This window comes from Candidatus Paceibacterota bacterium, from assembly GCA_041661265.1.
GTDB lineage: Bacteria > Patescibacteriota > Minisyncoccia > JAHIHE01 > JAGLIN01 > JBAZUT01.
In genome coordinates this window covers 1-18,091 of the sequence record JBAZUT010000020.1, presented here as the reverse complement: position 1 = coordinate 18,091, position 18,091 = coordinate 1, and the positions used below count along the sequence as shown (strand labels likewise).

At 41.9% G+C, this 18,091-nt stretch carries 25 protein-coding genes and 1 tRNA gene; 15 read left to right on the top strand and 11 right to left on the bottom strand.

Features of this window, described 5'->3' with window-relative positions:
• Positions 1–143: 143 nt before the first annotated feature.
• The 3 genes from WC788_09295 to WC788_09285 form a co-directional block, all read right to left on the bottom strand.
• A complete protein-coding gene (locus WC788_09295) occupies positions 144–269 on the bottom strand; it encodes a hypothetical protein (GenBank protein MFA6097790.1) in 126 nt (41 codons plus the stop codon).
• 106 nt (positions 270–375) lie between these two features.
• A complete protein-coding gene (locus tag WC788_09290; protein ID MFA6097789.1) occupies positions 376–1,269 on the bottom strand; it encodes a hypothetical protein in 894 nt (297 codons plus the stop codon).
• 180 nt (positions 1,270–1,449) lie between these two features.
• Positions 1,450–2,016 (bottom strand): hypothetical protein, encoded by a 567-nt coding sequence (locus WC788_09285; GenBank protein ID MFA6097788.1) that lies wholly within the window; start codon positions 2,014–2,016, stop codon positions 1,450–1,452.
• A 690-nt stretch (positions 2,017–2,706) separates the two neighbouring features.
• Here WC788_09285 and WC788_09280 point away from each other — a divergent pair.
• From WC788_09280 to WC788_09270, 3 genes are all read left to right on the top strand, one after another.
• Positions 2,707–3,234: an ATP-dependent Clp protease proteolytic subunit gene (locus WC788_09280; GenBank protein MFA6097787.1), complete on the top strand. Its 528-nt coding sequence runs from the start codon at positions 2,707–2,709 to the stop codon at positions 3,232–3,234.
• A gap of 188 nt (positions 3,235–3,422) precedes the next feature.
• Positions 3,423–3,509: transfer RNA gene (locus WC788_09275), tRNA-Ser, on the top strand.
• A gap of 226 nt (positions 3,510–3,735) precedes the next feature.
• The gene (locus WC788_09270) at positions 3,736–4,233 is read left to right on the top strand and encodes a GNAT family N-acetyltransferase (GenBank protein MFA6097786.1); all 498 of its coding nucleotides are present in this window, start codon (positions 3,736–3,738) and stop codon (positions 4,231–4,233) included.
• 373 nt (positions 4,234–4,606) lie between these two features.
• Here WC788_09270 and WC788_09265 read toward each other — a convergent pair whose 3' ends face one another.
• The 4 genes from WC788_09265 to WC788_09250 are packed head-to-tail and all read right to left on the bottom strand — an operon-like array spanning position 4,607 to position 6,653.
• Entirely contained in the window at positions 4,607–5,293 is a 687-nt protein-coding gene (locus WC788_09265) for an SHOCT domain-containing protein (protein MFA6097785.1), read from the bottom strand.
• 3 nt (positions 5,294–5,296) lie between these two features.
• Positions 5,297–5,680, bottom strand: a complete 384-nt coding sequence (locus WC788_09260; protein ID MFA6097784.1) for a DUF302 domain-containing protein — start codon at positions 5,678–5,680, stop codon at positions 5,297–5,299.
• An 11-nt stretch (positions 5,681–5,691) separates the two neighbouring features.
• Complete coding sequence (locus WC788_09255) at positions 5,692–6,309, bottom strand: class I SAM-dependent methyltransferase (protein ID MFA6097783.1); 618 nt, start codon at positions 6,307–6,309, stop codon at positions 5,692–5,694.
• 5 nt (positions 6,310–6,314) lie between these two features.
• The gene (locus WC788_09250) at positions 6,315–6,653 is read right to left on the bottom strand and encodes a metalloregulator ArsR/SmtB family transcription factor (protein MFA6097782.1); all 339 of its coding nucleotides are present in this window, start codon (positions 6,651–6,653) and stop codon (positions 6,315–6,317) included.
• Positions 6,654–7,158: 505 nt separating this feature from the next.
• Here WC788_09250 and WC788_09245 point away from each other — a divergent pair.
• The gene (locus tag WC788_09245) at positions 7,159–7,368 is read left to right on the top strand and encodes a helix-turn-helix transcriptional regulator (GenBank protein MFA6097781.1); all 210 of its coding nucleotides are present in this window, start codon (positions 7,159–7,161) and stop codon (positions 7,366–7,368) included.
• Positions 7,369–7,461: 93 nt separating this feature from the next.
• Here the strand turns inward: WC788_09245 and WC788_09240 are convergent, their stop codons facing one another.
• The 4 genes from WC788_09240 to WC788_09225 form a co-directional block, all read right to left on the bottom strand.
• On the bottom strand, positions 7,462–7,833 hold the full coding sequence (locus WC788_09240) for a hypothetical protein (GenBank protein MFA6097780.1): 372 nt from the start codon (positions 7,831–7,833) through the stop codon (positions 7,462–7,464).
• A 105-nt stretch (positions 7,834–7,938) separates the two neighbouring features.
• Entirely contained in the window at positions 7,939–10,203 is a 2,265-nt protein-coding gene (locus tag WC788_09235; protein ID MFA6097779.1) for a U32 family peptidase, read from the bottom strand.
• Positions 10,204–10,506: 303 nt separating this feature from the next.
• Entirely contained in the window at positions 10,507–10,719 is a 213-nt protein-coding gene (locus WC788_09230) for a hypothetical protein (protein MFA6097778.1), read from the bottom strand.
• Between the two features lie 10 nt (positions 10,720–10,729).
• Positions 10,730–11,008: a hypothetical protein gene (locus WC788_09225; GenBank protein MFA6097777.1), complete on the bottom strand. Its 279-nt coding sequence runs from the start codon at positions 11,006–11,008 to the stop codon at positions 10,730–10,732.
• 318 nt (positions 11,009–11,326) lie between these two features.
• On the opposite strand from WC788_09225, the gene WC788_09220 reads away from it, so the two are divergent.
• From WC788_09220 to obgE, 11 genes are all read left to right on the top strand, one after another.
• Complete coding sequence (locus tag WC788_09220) at positions 11,327–11,914, top strand: class I SAM-dependent methyltransferase (protein MFA6097776.1); 588 nt, start codon at positions 11,327–11,329, stop codon at positions 11,912–11,914.
• A 56-nt stretch (positions 11,915–11,970) separates the two neighbouring features.
• Entirely contained in the window at positions 11,971–12,600 is a 630-nt protein-coding gene (locus tag WC788_09215) for an HD domain-containing protein (GenBank protein ID MFA6097775.1), read from the top strand.
• Positions 12,601–12,630: 30 nt separating this feature from the next.
• Entirely contained in the window at positions 12,631–13,215 is a 585-nt protein-coding gene (locus WC788_09210; GenBank protein ID MFA6097774.1) for a hypothetical protein, read from the top strand.
• 211 nt (positions 13,216–13,426) lie between these two features.
• Entirely contained in the window at positions 13,427–13,696 is a 270-nt protein-coding gene (locus tag WC788_09205) for an RNA-binding protein (protein ID MFA6097773.1), read from the top strand.
• A gap of 108 nt (positions 13,697–13,804) precedes the next feature.
• Positions 13,805–14,401, top strand: a complete 597-nt coding sequence (locus WC788_09200; GenBank protein MFA6097772.1) for a class I SAM-dependent methyltransferase — start codon at positions 13,805–13,807, stop codon at positions 14,399–14,401.
• Positions 14,402–14,407: 6 nt separating this feature from the next.
• Entirely contained in the window at positions 14,408–14,674 is a 267-nt protein-coding gene (locus WC788_09195) for an MGMT family protein (protein MFA6097771.1), read from the top strand.
• 15 nt (positions 14,675–14,689) lie between these two features.
• Positions 14,690–15,505, top strand: a complete 816-nt coding sequence (gene mutM, locus WC788_09190; protein MFA6097770.1) for a bifunctional DNA-formamidopyrimidine glycosylase/DNA-(apurinic or apyrimidinic site) lyase — start codon at positions 14,690–14,692, stop codon at positions 15,503–15,505.
• A gap of 23 nt (positions 15,506–15,528) precedes the next feature.
• Positions 15,529–15,759: a glutaredoxin family protein gene (locus tag WC788_09185; GenBank protein MFA6097769.1), complete on the top strand. Its 231-nt coding sequence runs from the start codon at positions 15,529–15,531 to the stop codon at positions 15,757–15,759.
• Positions 15,760–15,765: 6 nt separating this feature from the next.
• Positions 15,766–16,674: an FAD-dependent oxidoreductase gene (locus WC788_09180; GenBank protein MFA6097768.1), complete on the top strand. Its 909-nt coding sequence runs from the start codon at positions 15,766–15,768 to the stop codon at positions 16,672–16,674.
• Between the two features lie 128 nt (positions 16,675–16,802).
• Positions 16,803–17,036, top strand: coding sequence for a hypothetical protein (locus WC788_09175; GenBank protein ID MFA6097767.1), 234 nt, complete (start codon positions 16,803–16,805; stop codon positions 17,034–17,036).
• A 54-nt stretch (positions 17,037–17,090) separates the two neighbouring features.
• Positions 17,091–18,056: a GTPase ObgE gene (gene obgE / locus WC788_09170; protein MFA6097766.1), complete on the top strand. Its 966-nt coding sequence runs from the start codon at positions 17,091–17,093 to the stop codon at positions 18,054–18,056.
• Positions 18,057–18,091: the final 35 nt, after the last annotated feature.

Genomic DNA, 18,091 nt, shown 5'->3' with positions numbered 1-18,091 from the left:
GTGTCACTTTCTATATTTATCATATGCAATCATTATACAACATGCCTATCGCAAGTGGTACGGGCGGCAATTCATCCCTGTGGGTCTTTAAGGACACCACAGGGAGTTCTTGCCGGAAGTCTTAAAAAAGGGCCATTAGCCTTTCATTGGCCGCAAGCTGCGGCTGCAACCATTATCGCCGCGCTCATTACGGCCACATCGTCATCATCTTTCCTCTTTTTTCTTCTGTCTTCGCCATCTTGTTCGTCTTTTTTATTATCCCTTGCCATGTTTTTCCTCCACATCAAATATACGCAAAACAGAACGATGCATCAGAACGACACGTTACGATCTTTTAAAAAATCTGCGACATTTTTTTGCCGCAGCTTTATCTACCTATCTTCGTATATCTCCGGGGTCCTTCCAATTCTTCTCGGCCACATAGGCAACGAACAGAGGACTATCGGCTCCTTTCTTCACTATCCAGCAAAGGAAAGGCCTGTCGATGATATGGTCGGGTTTCCGCTCGTGCATTGTCGCGCCAAGCACGATCATGCCGCGAAATTCGCTTTGGAATCTTGCTCCGAATTCATTTATTCTGAGCCTGTTCCTCTGATATGCCTGTGCAATGGCAGCAGGGTCTCCTCTCGATGACATCGTGTTGATGCCGACCAGCCAGCCCATGTCCTCTTCCTGGTCCAGATCGACTTTCGGAAATTTAATTCCTCCAAAATCGTCGCAGTCATCGATATCGCGCATCATTGCGCTGATCTTCTTGTGAAGACTGAATCCGCCCGATGTGAACTTCACGCCTGTTTCGTCCAGCATGGTCATATAGACCCGGTCCTCAGTTTTTGTCTTAAGGCGCGCAATTGGATGATTATGCTTCTTTGTTCTGTAGAACCATACGCCTTTCTCATCAATGCGGACTCCTTTATATTTCTTCTTATCAGGAGTGATGATATCCACATTTTTCCCTTCTTCTATCCATTCGACAAGTATATCCAGAATACTTGCGATCCCGATCTCGTCTCTTGCAAGAGGCTTTATGGTCGAACTTGATCCCCTTGCTCTCAGAAACATATTGATCTCTTCTGCATTTCCGGAAGCGATGCTTTCGATCTCTTTTATGTTCTCGACTCCGATCCTGCACGGCTCGAACAGTTTTTCGATAAAATACTTCTGTTTGCCGTTCGCGGGATCCCATTTCCTGTGCGGTCCGAGAATTTTGTCCGCTTTTGCCATCGCGCCGGTTATGGTCATTGGCACTTCTGTCTGACTATTTTCCATATTATTCCTCCAGGTTTTCAAAAAGCTGTTTGATCTTTCAGCTTGCACATATGTAAACATGAGCATTTCGTTTTGTCAATTATTTGAACTTAGCAGATCCGCACCGCGGCAGATTGCGAGACCATATGATGCCATATAAAAAAAGAAAGCAAATTATATATTTTTATGCTTCCTTGATTCCTATTTCCACGAGCTGCTGTTTGAGCTCTGGTTGTATGCGGCATTCCCGCCTGTATTATAGCTTCCTGAGTTTGAGTTGTGGAAGAGTATTGGATAATACCACCAGGGTATTGGACCAAAGAATGAATGCGATGGTGCAGGACTGTCAAACCTTCTTGCACTGTAATAGTCGGGACTCAGCGGGCTTGGCCTGTATCTATTATATTGGCTCGAGCCAACTCCTTTTACGCTCCCTGTCGATCGCTCGCCGGCAATATTATTCGCAGCCTTTACATTCTTTGCGGGATTCGCCTTTGGAGGCGGAGATATTTTTGAAGGAGCCTTTGCTCCGCCAACTTTTCCTCCACCAATCTTTCCGCCGCCTATTCTTGCTCCACCGACCTTTCCGCCGCCGCCTTTTAGACTGATACCATCATCATAATATGTAATTTTATTCTGATCTCCCATATCAAAACTGATGGTAATTTTTGTCTTTGTATTTTCATCTGCCGATACCTGGCCTATGCTGCCTGCCATAACAATTAATATCATTGCTATGGATACTGCTATATTTCCTATTTTTTTCATTTACGTCACCTCTTTTTCGGCATCAGATCATTTCTTAGCCTGGATCATGATAATTTATTACACTGGTCCAGACCAATAAATCTTCATTTTTACTTTTATCGCTCAAACTCGAGACCATTATATACCTTTTATCGTGTTTTGTCAATAGCTGAATACAATTAAACACTTTTCATTGACAGTATATGGCGTGTAAATTAATATAGATGAGGAAGAGCGATGGTTAAATAGAAGCTATTTGGCTAAATGAGTTCTTTTTAAAACACAAAGGAGTGAAATATATGGGAGGCGGAAAAGGTCCCCTAAACGACATGCAAGATGCAGGAGCAAGAGCAGTCTACAATATGCTGCCCGGGCCGGGCAAAGTCGAATGCTGGCAGTGCCACGAAATGATCAGCCCAGGCCTGTCTGAATGCCCCGAATGTGGCGCGGAATTATAAGCAATTCAGAACAATATACAGCAAATCAAGACGAAAACGATCGTCTTTTTTTATTACTGACAATGATCGAATAAATCAACATCATTCGATAGATCGTGAACCGAAATCTATCTCGAATTTTTCATATTCCCAGGAAGACATTTTTCCCCTGCCATACATAAACGTATTGACATAGCGTTTAACATGAGATAGATTGTGGGGTGATATTCTTTTCATCAGAATAAACGACACAAAGCATAAAAGGTGATAATAAATGACAAAAACAAAAGATAAACCAAAGGAAGTAATTTTAAACTGGATAGGTGAGATTAAGGAAGATAAGTTAGGTAAGATAATTGAGCAAATACAGCAAGCGCTGAAAAAAAACAAAAAAGCGACTTTCAAAATGTATCTGCAAAGCGGCGGCGGACAATCTGAAACAGGCCTAGCTTTCTATAAATGGGTAAAGCTGAATAAAATCGACTTAACCGTTGTAGGTCTGTCCATGATCGCATCCTCCGCAACTGTCGTTTTTCTCAGCGGGAAAAAAAGGATCTGCACTTCCGAAACCTACTTCCTGTTCCACCGGATACAATGGCAACTTACAAATAAACAAAGCGGACCATACGATATGGAAGAGAGCGTTGAATTAATGAATATGCAAAAAAAACAATTCGAGGCACTCTATAAAAAAATGAATTTCAGCGAGCAGGAATTACAGAAAATTACGCGCGAAGGAATAATATTTACCGCCGAAGAAGCAAGAGAAAGGGGTATAGTCGATGAAATAATCGAAATATAACAACAGAGATCATCAGGATCTCTTTTTCTATGATCAATGCCATAATTCTTGCCAAATCAGAAACATAATGCTATGTTATTTAGGTAGTTTGTAGCTTATTAGGTTGTAGCTTTTTAGAAAATACCGATTTAAATTTACGAATTTGCAGACTTAAGATGCTAAAAAGCCAAGACCTGAGAAGCTAATCCGGAGAGGTGGCTGAGTGGTTTAAAGCAGCACCCTGCTAAGGTGTTGAGCCCGCAAGGACTCCGAGAGTTCGAATCTCTCCCTCTCCGCCTTCGGTCCGCCGAAGCGGACCTATGGCGTGACGAAGTCCGCCAAGTAGGTCTGCATAGGCGACTTCCTAACAAAATTCTATACTAAAAGTATAGAATTTTGTTATTTAGAAAGGGAATGGGACCGAAAAGGGATTTGGATTCATTGTAATTGCATAACTGCCGGTAAAGATATAAAATATTATTAGTATTTATCTGAATTTGGCATTTATGAATTATCTTCATTATGATCAATATCCGCAAGATCGAACCAAGAGATTATCAGCAAACCAGCGAAATGATAATCTCGTCAATTAAAGAATCCTTTAAAACGCTATACTCCGAAAAATTAATAGCGGGATTTTGCGATAAATACAGTGTTGATAAACTCGAAAATAGAATTAAGGACATGGACCTCTTTGTAGCTGAAGAAGATGAGAAACGATCAATAATGGGCATTATCGGAATAAAAGACAATCAGTTAAGAACGTTCTTTGTCCATCCGGAACATCAGGGTGCCGGCATCGGAAGACTCCTGTTCAATAAATTGGAAGAATTTGCCAAGGAGCATGGATTGCAAAAGATCATTCTTGAGGGAAGTCCTCTCGGAGAGCCGATATATAAGCACTTCGGGTTCGAGAAGATCGGCACTATTGAGAAAGAAAGAAACGGAGAAAAATATACAGATGCATTAATGGAAAAAGAAATACCGGCAAAAAACAATGACCATCCGGTCTTCAGATAAATTTCAACATCACTCCGCCCGCTCGGCCAAGAGAATTCAGTGTCGAACAGACTCACATAGCCAGGACAATAGGGCAATTCGAGTGACCTAAATTTCCTCGCATAGCCTGCGACTTTAGAAAAGATAGCTGGTTGGAATTCGTCCTATGTGTGTCTTGGTTTTTGATGTAATTCCTCATCTGTCTTAATTGATTATCTCTGCCTGTTTGTCATTCCGGACTTGCTTGCCTCGCCGTATCCGCCAGACGGCGGAGACGGACGGGCCTGGTCCTGCCAGTAGGCAGGCGCACACACCTGCTGACGCCGGTGGTTTTTGTTATAAAAAGAAGCCGCTTCGCGGCCTCTTTTGTTTTGCCATTTTATGGACTTGAATATTAATTTAAATCCTTTTTCTTGTCCTCAAATTCCTTTTTATCAATCTCCCCTTTGGCATAACGTTCCTTCAAAATTTCAAGCGGAGATTTTTCGTGATCGTGGGCACTGCGAGATTGTGCCATAAGCCATTTGATAATTGCAACAATGCCAGCAATGATCAAAACCCACCACAAGATCATAAAAATCCAGCCAAAAGACATAAAACCAAAATTCATCATAGAGTTATTTGATTGATCAGGTCTGGAAGTGGACGACCACCCTCCCCACATCATATTCATCACTGGCAAAAATCCTGCATTTTGCGTCGGATATGTGGCGGAAGCATCGCAACCGCTAAACCGTTTGCCATTTGCCACATGCATTTGTCCTTCTCCCTGGTCGCCCATCATCCTTTTCATCATTTCATTCATGGCAATATGCCTCGAGGTATCTCCGATGGATTGTCCCATATAATATTCCCCGATTTTCTCAAAATCTGAATCAGTGAGCTGCGAACAAATGACCGCTTTATTATTCAAATCATCTAAAAGCTTTTTGCCTTCCAGCTCTTCCTGTTGCTGGTTTTGTATGGTGACATTATCGTAAGATGAACTTGGAAAGTTCATCATTCCTTGAGCAAAAGAAAGCATCGGGAAAGCTAGACCGAGAACAAGAATTAAAGTTACAATAATAGATCGCTTTTTCATAAATTATTTCGCGTTATTGATAATATTTTGAATAATCTGATCGATTTCTTTCGGTTTTTCGCCCAGATCTGCTTCTGGAAAAAACTGAGACAGAACAATTGGACGCATCCCGGAAATGAACGTTTGCCCGTCTTTGATATAAACATTAATTTTACAAGGCAAGCAAAGCCCGATTTTAATGTCTACATTCAAAAACTCATGAGCGTATTTAGCATTACATAATTCGATTATCTTAAACGGCTCTCTCTGGAAAGCCTTCTCTCCTAAAGTTTTTTGCAAGTCGTGAACATACAGAACCCGCATGCCGGCCTTGGCAATTTCATCTTGTACGCTTTGAACCGCCCCACTGAATGTTTTCACTGTAATTACGGAGTAGTCAAATTCCATTGTTTTATATTTTATTTTCTTTTAAATAGATTAAATAAAAAATTCTGCTCAGTATTGAATGGCGTAATATGCGCTTCCTCGAAACTCTTAGCATGGCTGAAATCTTCCTGGAAGGTCTTTTTGATCGAATCCTCGGAGTATTGTGTAATATCAAGTCCGCTGCATTTTTTTGGTCCGCTCATGGAAAAAGTCGATACGATGAGGTGGCCGCCTGGTTTTATAAACTTGCCGGCAATTTCAACATAACTGGCAATGTCTTCCTTTTTGGTTAAAAAATGAAATGCGGCTCTATCGTGCCAAACATCAAAATGCGTTTCCGTATCAAATTCAAGAACATCAGTTTCGATCCAATTAACTGATTTTGCCTTTTCTCCAAGTCTTGTTTTTGCTTTTTGCAGGGCTCTGGCAGAAATATCCAATACAGATAAATTTTTAAAGCCAAGTTCCAAAAGTTTATCGACAAGCTTGGAATCCCCTCCTCCAATATCAATGATATTGGCATTGTGATCCGCTCCGGTTGATAAAATAAGATCAATCGAAGTTTTTGGGATATCTTGATACCAACTCACTTCGAGTGCCGTATCTTTCTCTAGGTATATTTTTTCCCAATGTTGTTTTTTGGCTTGCATATATTTTAAAATTTTTCCAATAACTTACCATTGGCTTCCAGTTGCTCTTTAAGTGCTTTTCTCAAAGCGTCATATGCAACAAGAATTTTAGGATTGGCGAGAGAATACAGAATTACAACACCATCCCGCCGAGTTTTTACAATGTTTTGCTGACGCATCAAACTCAAGTGCTGTGAAACATTGGCCTTGGTGATACCAAGCTTCAGGGCTATTTCAGAAACATTTATTTCTTTTTCATCGCGGAGTAAATCAATAATCTCCAGCCTTTTGGAATGAGACAGTGTTTTACACACCATGGCATGAAGTTCAAAAATTCTTTTTTCCAAATGATTATTATTAATCATAATTATTTATTTGCAGAGTTTCGCATATTTGATATATTATAAGTATATAAAATTAAAGTTTCCCTGTCAAGCTTTTTAACAGCATATTTTTGAAAACGAAATAAGAAATTCGGACGCAAAAAATGATTTCCCTCAACTAATAATGTCCGCTTTTTATTGTTATAAACCCCTGACCCACATGCATTGAAGCGATACCTAAAATCGTGCCAAAATACCATTACAACACTTGTAATCTCGGGTACTTAACCGACTACACCACATTAGCATAATTCCATACCTCTATGTGTGGAATTTTGATAATCTGCGTGAGATTCGAACTAGGAAAGGGTCGGAAACTGCATGAAACATTTATCATAATCCCTGTATGGTTTGTAGTGTGATTCATATGGTAAAACCCCGCAAATGAGCCGATGACAATTCCTAAAAGAACTGCTATAAAATCCAAACATTGACTAACACGGCAATAAAAGCTAACATTAGAAATAATACCAGTTAAGCTATAAATATGGATCAGAGAAAAGTCAATGAAATATGTTATCGGATAAAGAGCCTGAGACTGAGCCAGAGAATGTCACAGGAAGAACTTGCTGAAAAATCAGGCGTGCCCTACACGACCATTGTCCGTATTGAGATGGGTGCTGAAAATCCTTCAATTTTTATGATCACAAAAATAGCCGAGGTGCTTGGCGCAACGCTCGAGGAAATCATGAAATAGACGATGAAGACAGGCTAGTTTGATAGAGTTTCAAAACGGTGCAAGCCGTTTTCTTAATTTAAAAAAAAGACCCGCTGGAGTCTTTTTGTCGTTTTATTCTAATAACGATTTAGTTTGCATTCTGTATCCGTTTTGTTCGGCCGCCGCCATGAGAATTTCGAGCTTCTCTACAAATCCCCTTGGCACGCTGCCTGTTTCAAAAGGTCCTTTCAGATATCCAACTGGCGTCGGCCCTCCGCCTCCCCTCATCTGTACCCTGCCGCTTTCGACAACCTTGTTATTCACGACATCGTCCACAAATGACTTTGGCGGAACCCATCCGTGATCGACGATGTAATGCAGGATCATATCCGGCATCACGTAACTTCTTCCCGAATCAAAGTGCAGAGTCACATCTCCGCTGGATGTGTTGTAGTGCTTATTTTTCCGATCCTTTTTGCAGTATTCACATACATGAAATCCCATATTTTTTCCTCCTGAATATGTCAGCTTCAAAATAGCTAGTCTATTTGAACCAACTGCGGATTGTATCTTATTTTTTGCCGCTTGTCAATCGCTTCCATACTCCGCCTATTGGACCCTTTCAAGAAAATGTCCCGTCCAAATATTTTTCTTACCCGAAAATTTTCCGGCTATATATTCATCGATCTTTTTCATGAACCTGTTCGGAGTCTCGATGGTATGGACGATCCTGATAAGATCGGCCTTCACTTCCTGAAGACGCCGAAGTTCGATCGGATGCTCGCTCAAAATTTCCATCCTGCAATTAGCACAATCGGTCCTGATGGGATATACCGCTTTTTGGTCATCCTTCAACCCTATATTTTTCCTTCTGCAATGCTTCGTATCAAACAAAACGCAATGCTCGCTTATCATCGCGGGATATCTTCCATAGACAATGACCTCTTTTTCCATTCCATCTTTATCCAATGCATTGATCTCATCCAGCGTGCTTTCAATTGATGCCGTGAATCCTGAAAATCCGCAATCCCGGATCTCTTTTATGGAAAGACCATTGAATATATTCAGATCATAATTCGCGATCTTCTGTTTTTCACCCGGCAACACCTCAAGGCCTCCCAGATTGGAAACAAGATATCCGTCATAATCCGGAAACACCCCAGCCTTTTCTCCCGCTCTTATAATGCTAGGAAGCTTTTGAAACACCTGTGTGCCATTTTTCTTGAATCTTTTGATATCCAGCTTCAATGAAGTATAGATCCTGTATATGTTCTTCCCCTCGAGGTTTTTCAATATCTCCATGTCGTCGGTTTCAACCGCGATCTTTCTCGAAAATATATTCTCCGCCGCGCCCTCATCCGTCCGATACTCCCTATAGATCTTTTTCTCTCTTCGGTGCGACCGGATCAGTTTCTCTTCAAGGGCCGATACGGCCGCTCTTCTGAGATTGTTTATATCCTTAAACGGAATATTGATGTCCTCATCGATCACGCATTTGACGGAGTTCGCAGAAAACACCGTGCCTCCCAATTTTCCAAGCTGTTCTTCCACAGCTGTTTTTCCGGTTGACATTTTCACAGCCTGCTGCGGTTCATTGCCAAGCACCTCGACATCGTTCATCCTCAATATCATTTTTTTGCCGAGCCTGGCTTCAAAAAATATCCTGACCGGTATCTTTTCGGGATATATCTCTTTATTGTATTTTGAAAGCGCAAGGTTCAGATCATAGTCAAATGTCTTATATACCGGATCACCCACCTCGACATCTCCGGTAAGTCTCGCCTGGACGATCCCATTATCGATTTTGGGAACGCGGAATCCCACGTTCTCTTCCTGTCCGAGACGGCCCCAGATCTCAAGTCCGTCGTTGACCTTCACGTTCTCAACTTTGACAGTAATAAGGTTATTTCTTTTCTTCTCGATGACTTCCCCGACAAGTATCCCGAAATTTTTTGACCGGTCTTTTCCAATCAGGTCTTTCGATTTTTTTTCAAGATAATACCCGCTGCAAAATCCGCCCCGATTGAAAATAGCCGCAAGGTCTTCCTTGTCTTTTTTTAACTCGTCTTCATTTTTTCCAGCCGCCATATCTATGTATTTCCTGTACTTTAAAACAGTATTTGCAACATATTCGGCGCTCTTCATTCTTCCTTCGATCTTCAGAGAATCTATGAACTTCAATTTATCGGTTATCTCCAGAGCACAAAGGTCCTTTGTGCTGAGAAGATATCCGGCCTCATCGAGATTCCTGTTATTCTCCCTGTCAAACAGACTGTATTTCTTCCGGCACGGCTGCGCGCACCGGCCTCTGTTCCCGCTCCTGGGGCCGATCGTCGAACTCAAATAACATTTTCCCGAATACGAAAAACAGAGCGCTCCGTGAATGAAACACTCGATCTCGATATCGCATTTATCCTTGATCTCCCTGATTTCCGAAAGCGTCAGTTCGCGCGAAAGCACAACCCTCTTGAATCCCATTTTTCTCAGCCTTAGAACATCATTTATGCTGTGCGCGGTCATCTGCGTGCTTGCATGAAGCGCAAGGTCCGGCCAATACTTTTTGCACATATTCAAAACTCCGAGATCCTGGATAATAAGCGCGTCCGCTCCCTTTTCATAAAGAAAATTTATATAGTCAAAGACCGCCTTCGTTTCAGCGTCCTTTATGATCGTGTTGAGCGTCACATAGCATTTCACACCCCGGAGGTGCGCGTAATCGAATGCTTTGGCAATTTCGTCATCGGATAAATTTGTCGCCGAGCTTCTGGCGCTGAAATTCTTTCCTCCGAAATACACGGCATCAGCTCCCGCCGATATCGCCGAGAGAAAACATCCGTAGTCTCCCGCCGGCGCCAGCAATTCCGTTTTATTCATAAATATAGTTTTAATAAAATAATATGCCTCAACTTAAGGATAGGGTTTGAGCCAGGTGTTGTCAATCAAATCTCCTATTTCCGCTCATCGTGAAAACAATTCATTCCGACAAAACAAAAAACAGCAAACCAACCCTGCAAGATGCCTTTGGCCCTCCTGACAGTCTTCGACATCCTATTTATATCCTTTTCTAAGGCTACCCGATAAAATATTTATATTGATCCGTAATACTTTATAGACTTTCTACTTTACGGACTTTATAGACCTATACCGATAAACTTGGAAAAAAATAAAGAAGAAGCATCAAATAAGAGCACCCATGGCTGCCGCTTCCGCGCTCCTGAGATTTCCCATCTCAAAATAACCCAATGCGCAAGTTATCTCACTTTCCATTGCACCCGCCCGCTGAGAAAAGATGATCTTAGACAGTACCATTCCTCTTTCTCTATCATGAGAATTATTGGAGACCAACAGCTCACGAGCCATAGTTATGTCTCCCTCTCCTAGTCTTGCCATGATCTGCCTCCTAGCTCCGTCCTGCCACTATGCAAATATTGCACTTGCAATTTTTCGCTTCGCTTGTTGCTTCCGCCGCCATAATTTTCGTTTTTAATCCGATCTCGTCAACCGGATGCATAAAATGCTTTGAAACTTCTGACACGATCTTAACGGCTAATTCGGCCGATATTTCTATATTTACAGTTTCTCCGCAAATCAGTCTTTTTAATGCCTCGGTTAATTCCTCATTCTCTTCTCCGTCTTTTCCTAAAATGGAAATTCTTATTCCCGGTGTTTGTTTTACCATAACATCCTCCTTTTTCAATTTGGCCTCAATTTCTGTATTCGAGGCGCGAAGCCGACCACAAGCCCTGGCTTATGATGAACTTTTCGCCTCAAATACGCTTATTTTTCAATACTCCTTCTTTTTATTGTTTCAATGAACAACGCTATAATATATCATATAATATGCTCATTGTCAACATATTCGTAGCGGATCATTTCCTGTGCCTCACGAGCCGGGAACGATCACGCTTATCGCCTCCGATTTCCAGGCAAAATCCTTTGCACAAGATCCTAATTTTGATATAATTAATTTGTTTAATATCGAATAAAATTGAAACAGATGGCATTATACAACACCAGATTCTCCGAAACCACAAGCGGTTCATCTTCGCTTCGCCGCATGATCCATGAAAAAAAGATATTGCAATTATTAAAACCTAAACAAGACGACGTGATCCTCGACTTCGGATGCAATAAAGGCGATCTCGTTTCGTTTCTAAGAAGTCATTCCGAAAACGTCTATGGATGCGATGTTAACAGAGAAGCCATAGAAAATTCTCCTGTAAAAGGGCTCAGCCTCATCAGCGAAAAAGGACTGGGCTATAAGAACAATTCATTTGATAAGATCGTTTCTTCCCATGTCATAGAGCACATATCCGATCTTAAAAGAACATTCGAGGAAATCGAAAGAGTTCTCAGGCCCACCGGCACATGCGTCCTCATATATCCCCTGGAAATATTCAGAGGTTCGAATAACCTGATCCAATGCTGGAAAATATACGGAAATCCCCTTTACTCCAGAAAACTCCACGTCCAAAAACTTAACCCCGGAAAGATTAAGCGCCTGACCGGCATGAAACTCATCAAAAAGGGCATTTTCTTTGCCCCCTTTCCAACCTATTACACAGTCCTGAAAAATGAAGAATGAGCCAGATCTTGAAAAAATCCGAATTTATTCAACTTTATGCGCAAATAAAATACAGCATGACAAAAAATAGCTCAAAAGACCAAGCGAAACTTTTCAGATTTCTGGATAAGATCGAAAATCTAAAATCAACCCTCAGATATGTCTCGTTGAAATCCGGAAGAAAAGAATCCAGTGCCGAACACTCATGGAGGCTTTCACTTATGGCCTTTTTGGCTGCAGAAGAATTAAAATTGGATATTGACACTGATCGCGCCGTCAAAATCGCACTTGTCCATGACATTGCAGAGTCGATAACCGGCGACATTGATGCAATCAAAATCAAAAATGGGGAGATAACAAAAGAAAGCAAAAATAAGCTCGAGGCTAGAGCGATGGAAAACCTGAGAAACCTCGCGCCAAAAAAAACCGGATCGCATGTATATGGACTGTGGGAAGAATACGAATCAGGAAAAACAAAAGAAGCAAAATACATAAAGGCACTTGATAAGCTTGAAACTCTTTTACAGCTATCAGAAACGGGCCACAAGATCTATGATGATCCGGAATTCATGGTACATTATGCGGATAAAGCGATCTCAAATTTCCCCGAATTAAAAAACATGCTTATTGAAATTAAAAAGAATCTAAAAAGGGAATTTAAAAAGGGAAACATTCTATGGAAAAAAGAATATGACGATCTGAATTAAGATTATTAATAAGTTAATGCGATAAACCAAATGAAAATAGGGATCGACCTCGACGAAGTTCTTGCTGATTTTCTAAGCGCATTGATAAGGTTCCATAATGAGAAACATGGCACGTCATTCTTCAGAGAACAGTTCCGTTCATATCACGTTCATCATATCTGGGGAGGAACGCCCGACAGAACCATCAGAGAAATATATGAATTCTATACTACTAAATATTTTGACGACATCAGGCCAATGCCGGGTTCTTTGGAAAATATCGACCGTCTGAGCAGAGACCACGAACTTGTCGTCATCACTTCGAGACAAAACGACATCTCGCAAAAAACCATGGATTGGATAGACAGATTTTTCAACAATAAGTTTTCGGAAGTCTTTTTCACGAACCAGAATTCCCTTCACGGCGCATGCGAGAATAAATCCGACATTTGCAAAAACTCATCCGTGGACTTCATGGTGGAAGACTATATGGACTATGCCGCAGAATGCGCGCAATCCGTTAAGAAAGTTTTTCTTCTGGACAGCCCATGGAACAGAGCGGAAAGCCTCCCTGAGAAAATATCAAGGGTCTATTCCTGGAATGAGATAACCGAAGACCTTCTGCGGACAAAATGATATATCGGAATATTCTTTGACATTTTCAGACAATAATATATAATGTTTTCAGTGTAAGTTATAAAAATTTTCAAATCTGTTTCTTGTTTCTAATTGTTCGAATCTTTGCGCCCGATGTTGAAATATACAAAGGCCCTAAGACAAGCCGGAGCAAGGAAAGCTGATAAGAAAGGTCGTCTTACACGGTTTAAAAAGTATTTACAACAAACAAATGGCAAAAAAATTGTACGTTGGTGGTCTGTCATACGGAACCACTGATGACACCCTGAAAACGGGCTTTGCTCAGGCGGGAAATGTTGAATCTGCGATCGTCATCATGGACAAAATGTCAGGCAGATCAAAAGGTTTCGGTTTCGTTGAATTTTCAACCGACGAAGAAGCCGACAAGGCTATTGAAATGTTCAATGGCAAGGAATTCGACGGAAGAAAGATCAATGTCAGCGAAGCAAGACCTCCGAAAGAACGAGATAATAGAGCATAATATCATTCTTTCAGCTAAAAAACAGGCAAAGTAACATTTGCTTGTTTTTGTTTTTTGCTTTATTCATTGGATTTGTTAAGATATAAACAGAATCAACTAAAAAAAACGATGGCGATCAATTCAAATCTTTTGCGCAAAAACAGGTTTATCATCGAAAAGATCCGCGCTTTGAGCATGAAAAGAGCCAGGGAAGTGGCCGGTGAGATCGAGGAACATCTGAACCCGAAAGATCTCGTCTTGGACATAGGCGCCGGGAACTGCAATGTTACGGAGGCGCTGATGGATGATGGATACGAGGTAACAGCCATTGATGTCAAAAACCTGAGCCTCGCGGAAGACATAAGACCGGTGATCTACGATGGAAACACGATCCCGTTCAAAAACAAGCAATTCGACGTAGCGCTTATTCTGTTTGTCCTGCACCACACAAAGAATCCGATCAGGATCCTGAGCGAAGCTGCAAGAGTTTCAGAAAAGATAATCGTCATGGAAGACGTTTTTGATAATGACATAGGGAAATACGTCACATTCGCCGTCGACAGCATTCTTAATCAGGAATTTTTCGGCCATCCCCATTCGAATATGAGCGACTCCCAGTGGAAAAATGTTTTTTCCAAGCTGCATCTGTCCGTAGAATTTGAAAGAACCGAAAAATGGCGGCTGCTTATCGATCACGCAACATACTGTCTGAGAGATAAGAGCTAAACTACCATGCAAATGAACCGGACTTATTTTATTAAAGAAGTTCTCCGTATTACATCGGAAATACCCGAAGGGAAAACTTTGAGCTATAAAGAAGTGGCGAGGCTCGCCGGTAAGGCGAAAGCATACAGAGCGGTCGGAAACATTCTTTCGAAAAATTTCGATCCTGCCGTCCCCTGTCATCGCGTCATCAGATCCGACGGAAAAGCCGGAGGATATAACAGAGGAGAAAAGAAAAAGATAAAGATACTGGTAAAAGAAAAAGCATATAAATAACGTATATAAATATCCATGCCCGAACTCCCAGAAGTTGAAACGATCAGAAAAGATCTGAAAAAAATGCTCATCGGAAAAATGATATCAGCTGTAGATATTATAGAGCCGAGATCCGTCAGAAATGAAGCGGGACTTTTCAAAAGAATTCTGCAGAAAAACTATTTTACAGACATGAAGAGAAAGGGAAAATTGCTCATTATGGAGCTTTCGGGCGGCAACTCTCTTCTGGTCCGCCTTGGCATGACCGGCCAGCTGATCTATGGATCCGGACATATTCCGACAAAACATACGAGAGTCATTATCAGTTTCAAGGATGGATCGAAACTGTTATTTAACGATATACGGAAGTTCGGTTCGCTTTTTGCGGCAACCGATCCCGAAAAAGATCTCATTCTGAAAAGGATTGGGATAGACCCCCTCGACAAACAGTTCAGTTTGGAATATTTCAAAGCTATGATTAAAAATAAAAAAAAGACGCTGAAGGCATTTTTGCTGGATCAGGGATCGGTATCCGGCATCGGCAACATCTATGCGGACGAGATCTGCTTTGACTCGAAACTCAAGCCCGGCAGGAACACGGCAGGCCTTAATGACATGGATATTGAAATGCTATATAATTCAATCATCGGAATACTTCATCTTGCCATAAAGAACAGGGGCACGACCTTCAGCGACTATGTGGATGCAAGCGGAAAGAAAGGGCGATTCTCAGAACATCTTAAGGTCTATGGAAAAGAAAAAGATGATTGCGCAAGGTGCAAAACGAGATCGATTAAAAAGATTAAAATTGCCGGAAGATCAACGCGGTTCTGCGGACTTTGCCAAAAATAATATTTAAACCATAAAATAAAAAAATGAACGTAAAAGTATATACCTCCCCCACATGCCCTTATTGCCTTATGGCAAAGACATTTCTGGAAAATAACAATATCAAGTTTGAAGAGATCGACGTCTCGGCGGACGAGAAAGTCGCAATGGAAATAATACAAAAAAGCGGACACATAGGCGTTCCGATCATCGAGATCAACGGCTCATATATTGCGGGTTTTGACGAAGAAGAGATCAAGAAAAAGCTTTATCTATAGACACACATGATCTATGACCTTATCATTATCGGAGCGGGTCCTGCCGGTATCACGGCAGCTATTTATGCTGCAAGAAAAGCGCTTAAATTGATGGTCATTTCAAAAAATATCGGCGGACAAGTGACAAAAACATCGATCGTCGAAAACTACTCAGGCTACCAGGAGATAACCGGAGAAGAGCTTATCAAAAAACTTGAACATCATTTGCACGAATTCGAATTCGATCTCAAGGAAACAGAGGTTGAGAGCATCCGCAAAACGAACCGCATCTTTGAAATTCAGACCAAAACAGAAATGTTTCAAAGCAAAGCCCTCATCATTGCCACCGGCGCAAAACCGAAATATCTGGATATAGAAGGAGAGAAGGAATTCAAGAACAAAGGAGTGTCCTATTGCACAACATGCGACGGTCCATTGTTCAGAGGAAAAGACGTGGCTGTGATCGGAGGCGGAAACTCGGCGCTCGAATCTGTCCTGCAGCTGGCCAACATCGCAAATAAGGTCTATTTGATCATAAGAAACAAGGATATAGACGGTGATCGGGTCCTGTTGGATAAAATATTGAAATACAAAAATGTCGAGATCTTCTATAATTCCACTGTGAAGGGAATAAAGGGCGACACATCCGTAAAGTCATTGGCCTTCGAGTGGGAAGGAAAGGAGAAAGATATAAACGTGCAGGGCATATTCGTTAATATCGGATTTGTTCCGAACAGTTCGCTTGCGGGAAAGATCGCCGCGCTCAACAGCAGAGGAGAGATCATGATCGACCCAAGCGGAGCAACAAGCATGCCAGGTATGTTTGCCGCGGGAGACTGCACGGACATTCCATATAAGCAGATCATCATAGCATCGGGAGCCGGCGCAATCGCGGCCATCAGCGCTTTCAAATATCTTACAAAATTTCAAGGATAAAATAGATCATACGGAATACCGGACTTGACCGATCCCCAGTCGGAAGTTAGTCGCAATAGCATTAGCCTGCGCCATATTGACACAAACGCGATTATCATTGTATTATTATATCTTAACGGAGGTGTTATATGCCAAAATGTGAAAAGTGCAACGGCACGGGAACGATCGACACCGGAAACAACGAGCTTCCATGCGACTGCGAAGCCGGAATCACCGCGATGTTCAGCATCGCGGAAGTTGATGGCAGTGTGACCGGGAAAGAAGTTAAACTGTTTTTCCTGAACGATTCGCCTTTCAAAATGAAGCTCGGAAAAGACAGGATTCCCGCAAGCAGCCTTCCTACGCGAAGGGCGAGTAATTGACAAACTTCACCCCTATAAGGCATGAGGTGATTTTTTTTACCATAACTGACAAAAATGATCGTAGATGAGATACAAATTATAATAAAAGGCGGCAAAGGCGGAGACGGCTCGGTCTCTTTCGATACCAGCAAGGGCGGCCGCGGACCCAGCGGAGCAAGAGGAGGACATGGCGGCAGCGTCTATCTCGAGGGAGTTTCCGACCTGACAGCGCTAAACAGGTTCAGATACAAGAAAGAGTTCTGTTCCGAGGACGGAGAGAACGGAAGATCGAAATTCCGGGACGGCGCCAATGGCGATGATATAGTGCTGAAAGTACCGATCGGAACGATTGTGCATAATCTCGACACCAAAAAAGATTTCGAGATCGTGAAAGTCGGACAAAAAGAGATCATCGCAAAAGGCGGCAGGGGCGGCAGAGGCAATTGGTTTTTCCGGTCTCCGACGAACACCACTCCTCGTGAGTTCGAATATGGATCGGAAGGAGAAACTTTTAATGTGCTGCTTGAACTTCAAATGATCGCGGAAGTGGGACTTATCGGTCTTCCGAATGCCGGAAAATCAAGCCTATTAAATTCGATCACAAAAGCCTCCGTAAAAGTCGCAGCATATCCCTTCACGACACTGGAACCGAACCTGGGAGATTTTTATGGACTTATAATCGCCGACATTCCGGGGCTGATCGAAGGCGCATCCGGCGGAAAAGGGCTCGGCATAAAATTCCTACGCCACATAAAAAGGACTCATGTCCTGATTCATTGCATTTCAAGCGAATCGGCCGATCTCGAGAAAGATTACGGGATCATAAGGAAAGAACTGGAACAATACGAACCGGAACTTGCCGACAAAAAAGAGTACGTCTTTCTTACCAAGATCGACACGATCAGTGAAAGGGAACTGAAAGAAAAAAAGAGGGTCCTGAAGAAATTGAATAAAAATGTATTTGCGGTTTCGATCTATGACGAAGATAGCACGAAACAGATTGAAAAGCTTCTCCGCAAGATCAAGTCCGAAAGGGCATAAAAAAACGGGACTTGGCAAAAAAAGTTTCTTAGAAT

Bases quoted from the DNA above. Each gene is read 5' to 3' on its own strand.
- WC788_09290 (MFA6097789.1), bottom strand. From the start codon at position 1,269: ATGGAAAATAGTCAGACAGAAGTGCCAATGACCATAACCGGCGCGATG.
- WC788_09215 (MFA6097775.1), top strand. From the start codon at position 11,971: ATGACAAAAAATAGCTCAAAAGACCAAGCGAAACTTTTCAGATTTCTG.
- WC788_09255 (MFA6097783.1), bottom strand. From the start codon at position 6,309: ATGCAAGCCAAAAAACAACATTGGGAAAAAATATACCTAGAGAAAGAT.
- WC788_09205 (MFA6097773.1), top strand. From the start codon at position 13,427: ATGGCAAAAAAATTGTACGTTGGTGGTCTGTCATACGGAACCACTGAT.
- WC788_09285 (MFA6097788.1), bottom strand. From the start codon at position 2,016: ATGAAAAAAATAGGAAATATAGCAGTATCCATAGCAATGATATTAATT.
- WC788_09225 (MFA6097777.1), bottom strand. From the start codon at position 11,008: ATGGTAAAACAAACACCGGGAATAAGAATTTCCATTTTAGGAAAAGAC.
- WC788_09270 (MFA6097786.1), top strand. From the start codon at position 3,736: ATGATCAATATCCGCAAGATCGAACCAAGAGATTATCAGCAAACCAGC.
- WC788_09235 (MFA6097779.1), bottom strand. From the start codon at position 10,203: ATGAATAAAACGGAATTGCTGGCGCCGGCGGGAGACTACGGATGTTTT.
- WC788_09245 (MFA6097781.1), top strand. From the start codon at position 7,159: ATGGATCAGAGAAAAGTCAATGAAATATGTTATCGGATAAAGAGCCTG.
- WC788_09280 (MFA6097787.1), top strand. From the start codon at position 2,707: ATGACAAAAACAAAAGATAAACCAAAGGAAGTAATTTTAAACTGGATA.
- WC788_09240 (MFA6097780.1), bottom strand. From the start codon at position 7,833: ATGGGATTTCATGTATGTGAATACTGCAAAAAGGATCGGAAAAATAAG.
- WC788_09175 (MFA6097767.1), top strand. From the start codon at position 16,803: ATGCCAAAATGTGAAAAGTGCAACGGCACGGGAACGATCGACACCGGA.
- WC788_09200 (MFA6097772.1), top strand. From the start codon at position 13,805: ATGGCGATCAATTCAAATCTTTTGCGCAAAAACAGGTTTATCATCGAA.
- obgE (MFA6097766.1), top strand. From the start codon at position 17,091: ATGATCGTAGATGAGATACAAATTATAATAAAAGGCGGCAAAGGCGGA.
- WC788_09260 (MFA6097784.1), bottom strand. From the start codon at position 5,680: ATGGAATTTGACTACTCCGTAATTACAGTGAAAACATTCAGTGGGGCG.
- WC788_09220 (MFA6097776.1), top strand. From the start codon at position 11,327: ATGGCATTATACAACACCAGATTCTCCGAAACCACAAGCGGTTCATCT.
- WC788_09180 (MFA6097768.1), top strand. From the start codon at position 15,766: ATGATCTATGACCTTATCATTATCGGAGCGGGTCCTGCCGGTATCACG.
- WC788_09250 (MFA6097782.1), bottom strand. From the start codon at position 6,653: ATGATTAATAATAATCATTTGGAAAAAAGAATTTTTGAACTTCATGCC.
- WC788_09295 (MFA6097790.1), bottom strand. From the start codon at position 269: ATGGCAAGGGATAATAAAAAAGACGAACAAGATGGCGAAGACAGAAGA.
- WC788_09265 (MFA6097785.1), bottom strand. From the start codon at position 5,293: ATGAAAAAGCGATCTATTATTGTAACTTTAATTCTTGTTCTCGGTCTA.
- WC788_09210 (MFA6097774.1), top strand. From the start codon at position 12,631: ATGAAAATAGGGATCGACCTCGACGAAGTTCTTGCTGATTTTCTAAGC.
- mutM (MFA6097770.1), top strand. From the start codon at position 14,690: ATGCCCGAACTCCCAGAAGTTGAAACGATCAGAAAAGATCTGAAAAAA.
- WC788_09230 (MFA6097778.1), bottom strand. From the start codon at position 10,719: ATGGCAAGACTAGGAGAGGGAGACATAACTATGGCTCGTGAGCTGTTG.
- WC788_09195 (MFA6097771.1), top strand. From the start codon at position 14,408: ATGCAAATGAACCGGACTTATTTTATTAAAGAAGTTCTCCGTATTACA.
- WC788_09185 (MFA6097769.1), top strand. From the start codon at position 15,529: ATGAACGTAAAAGTATATACCTCCCCCACATGCCCTTATTGCCTTATG.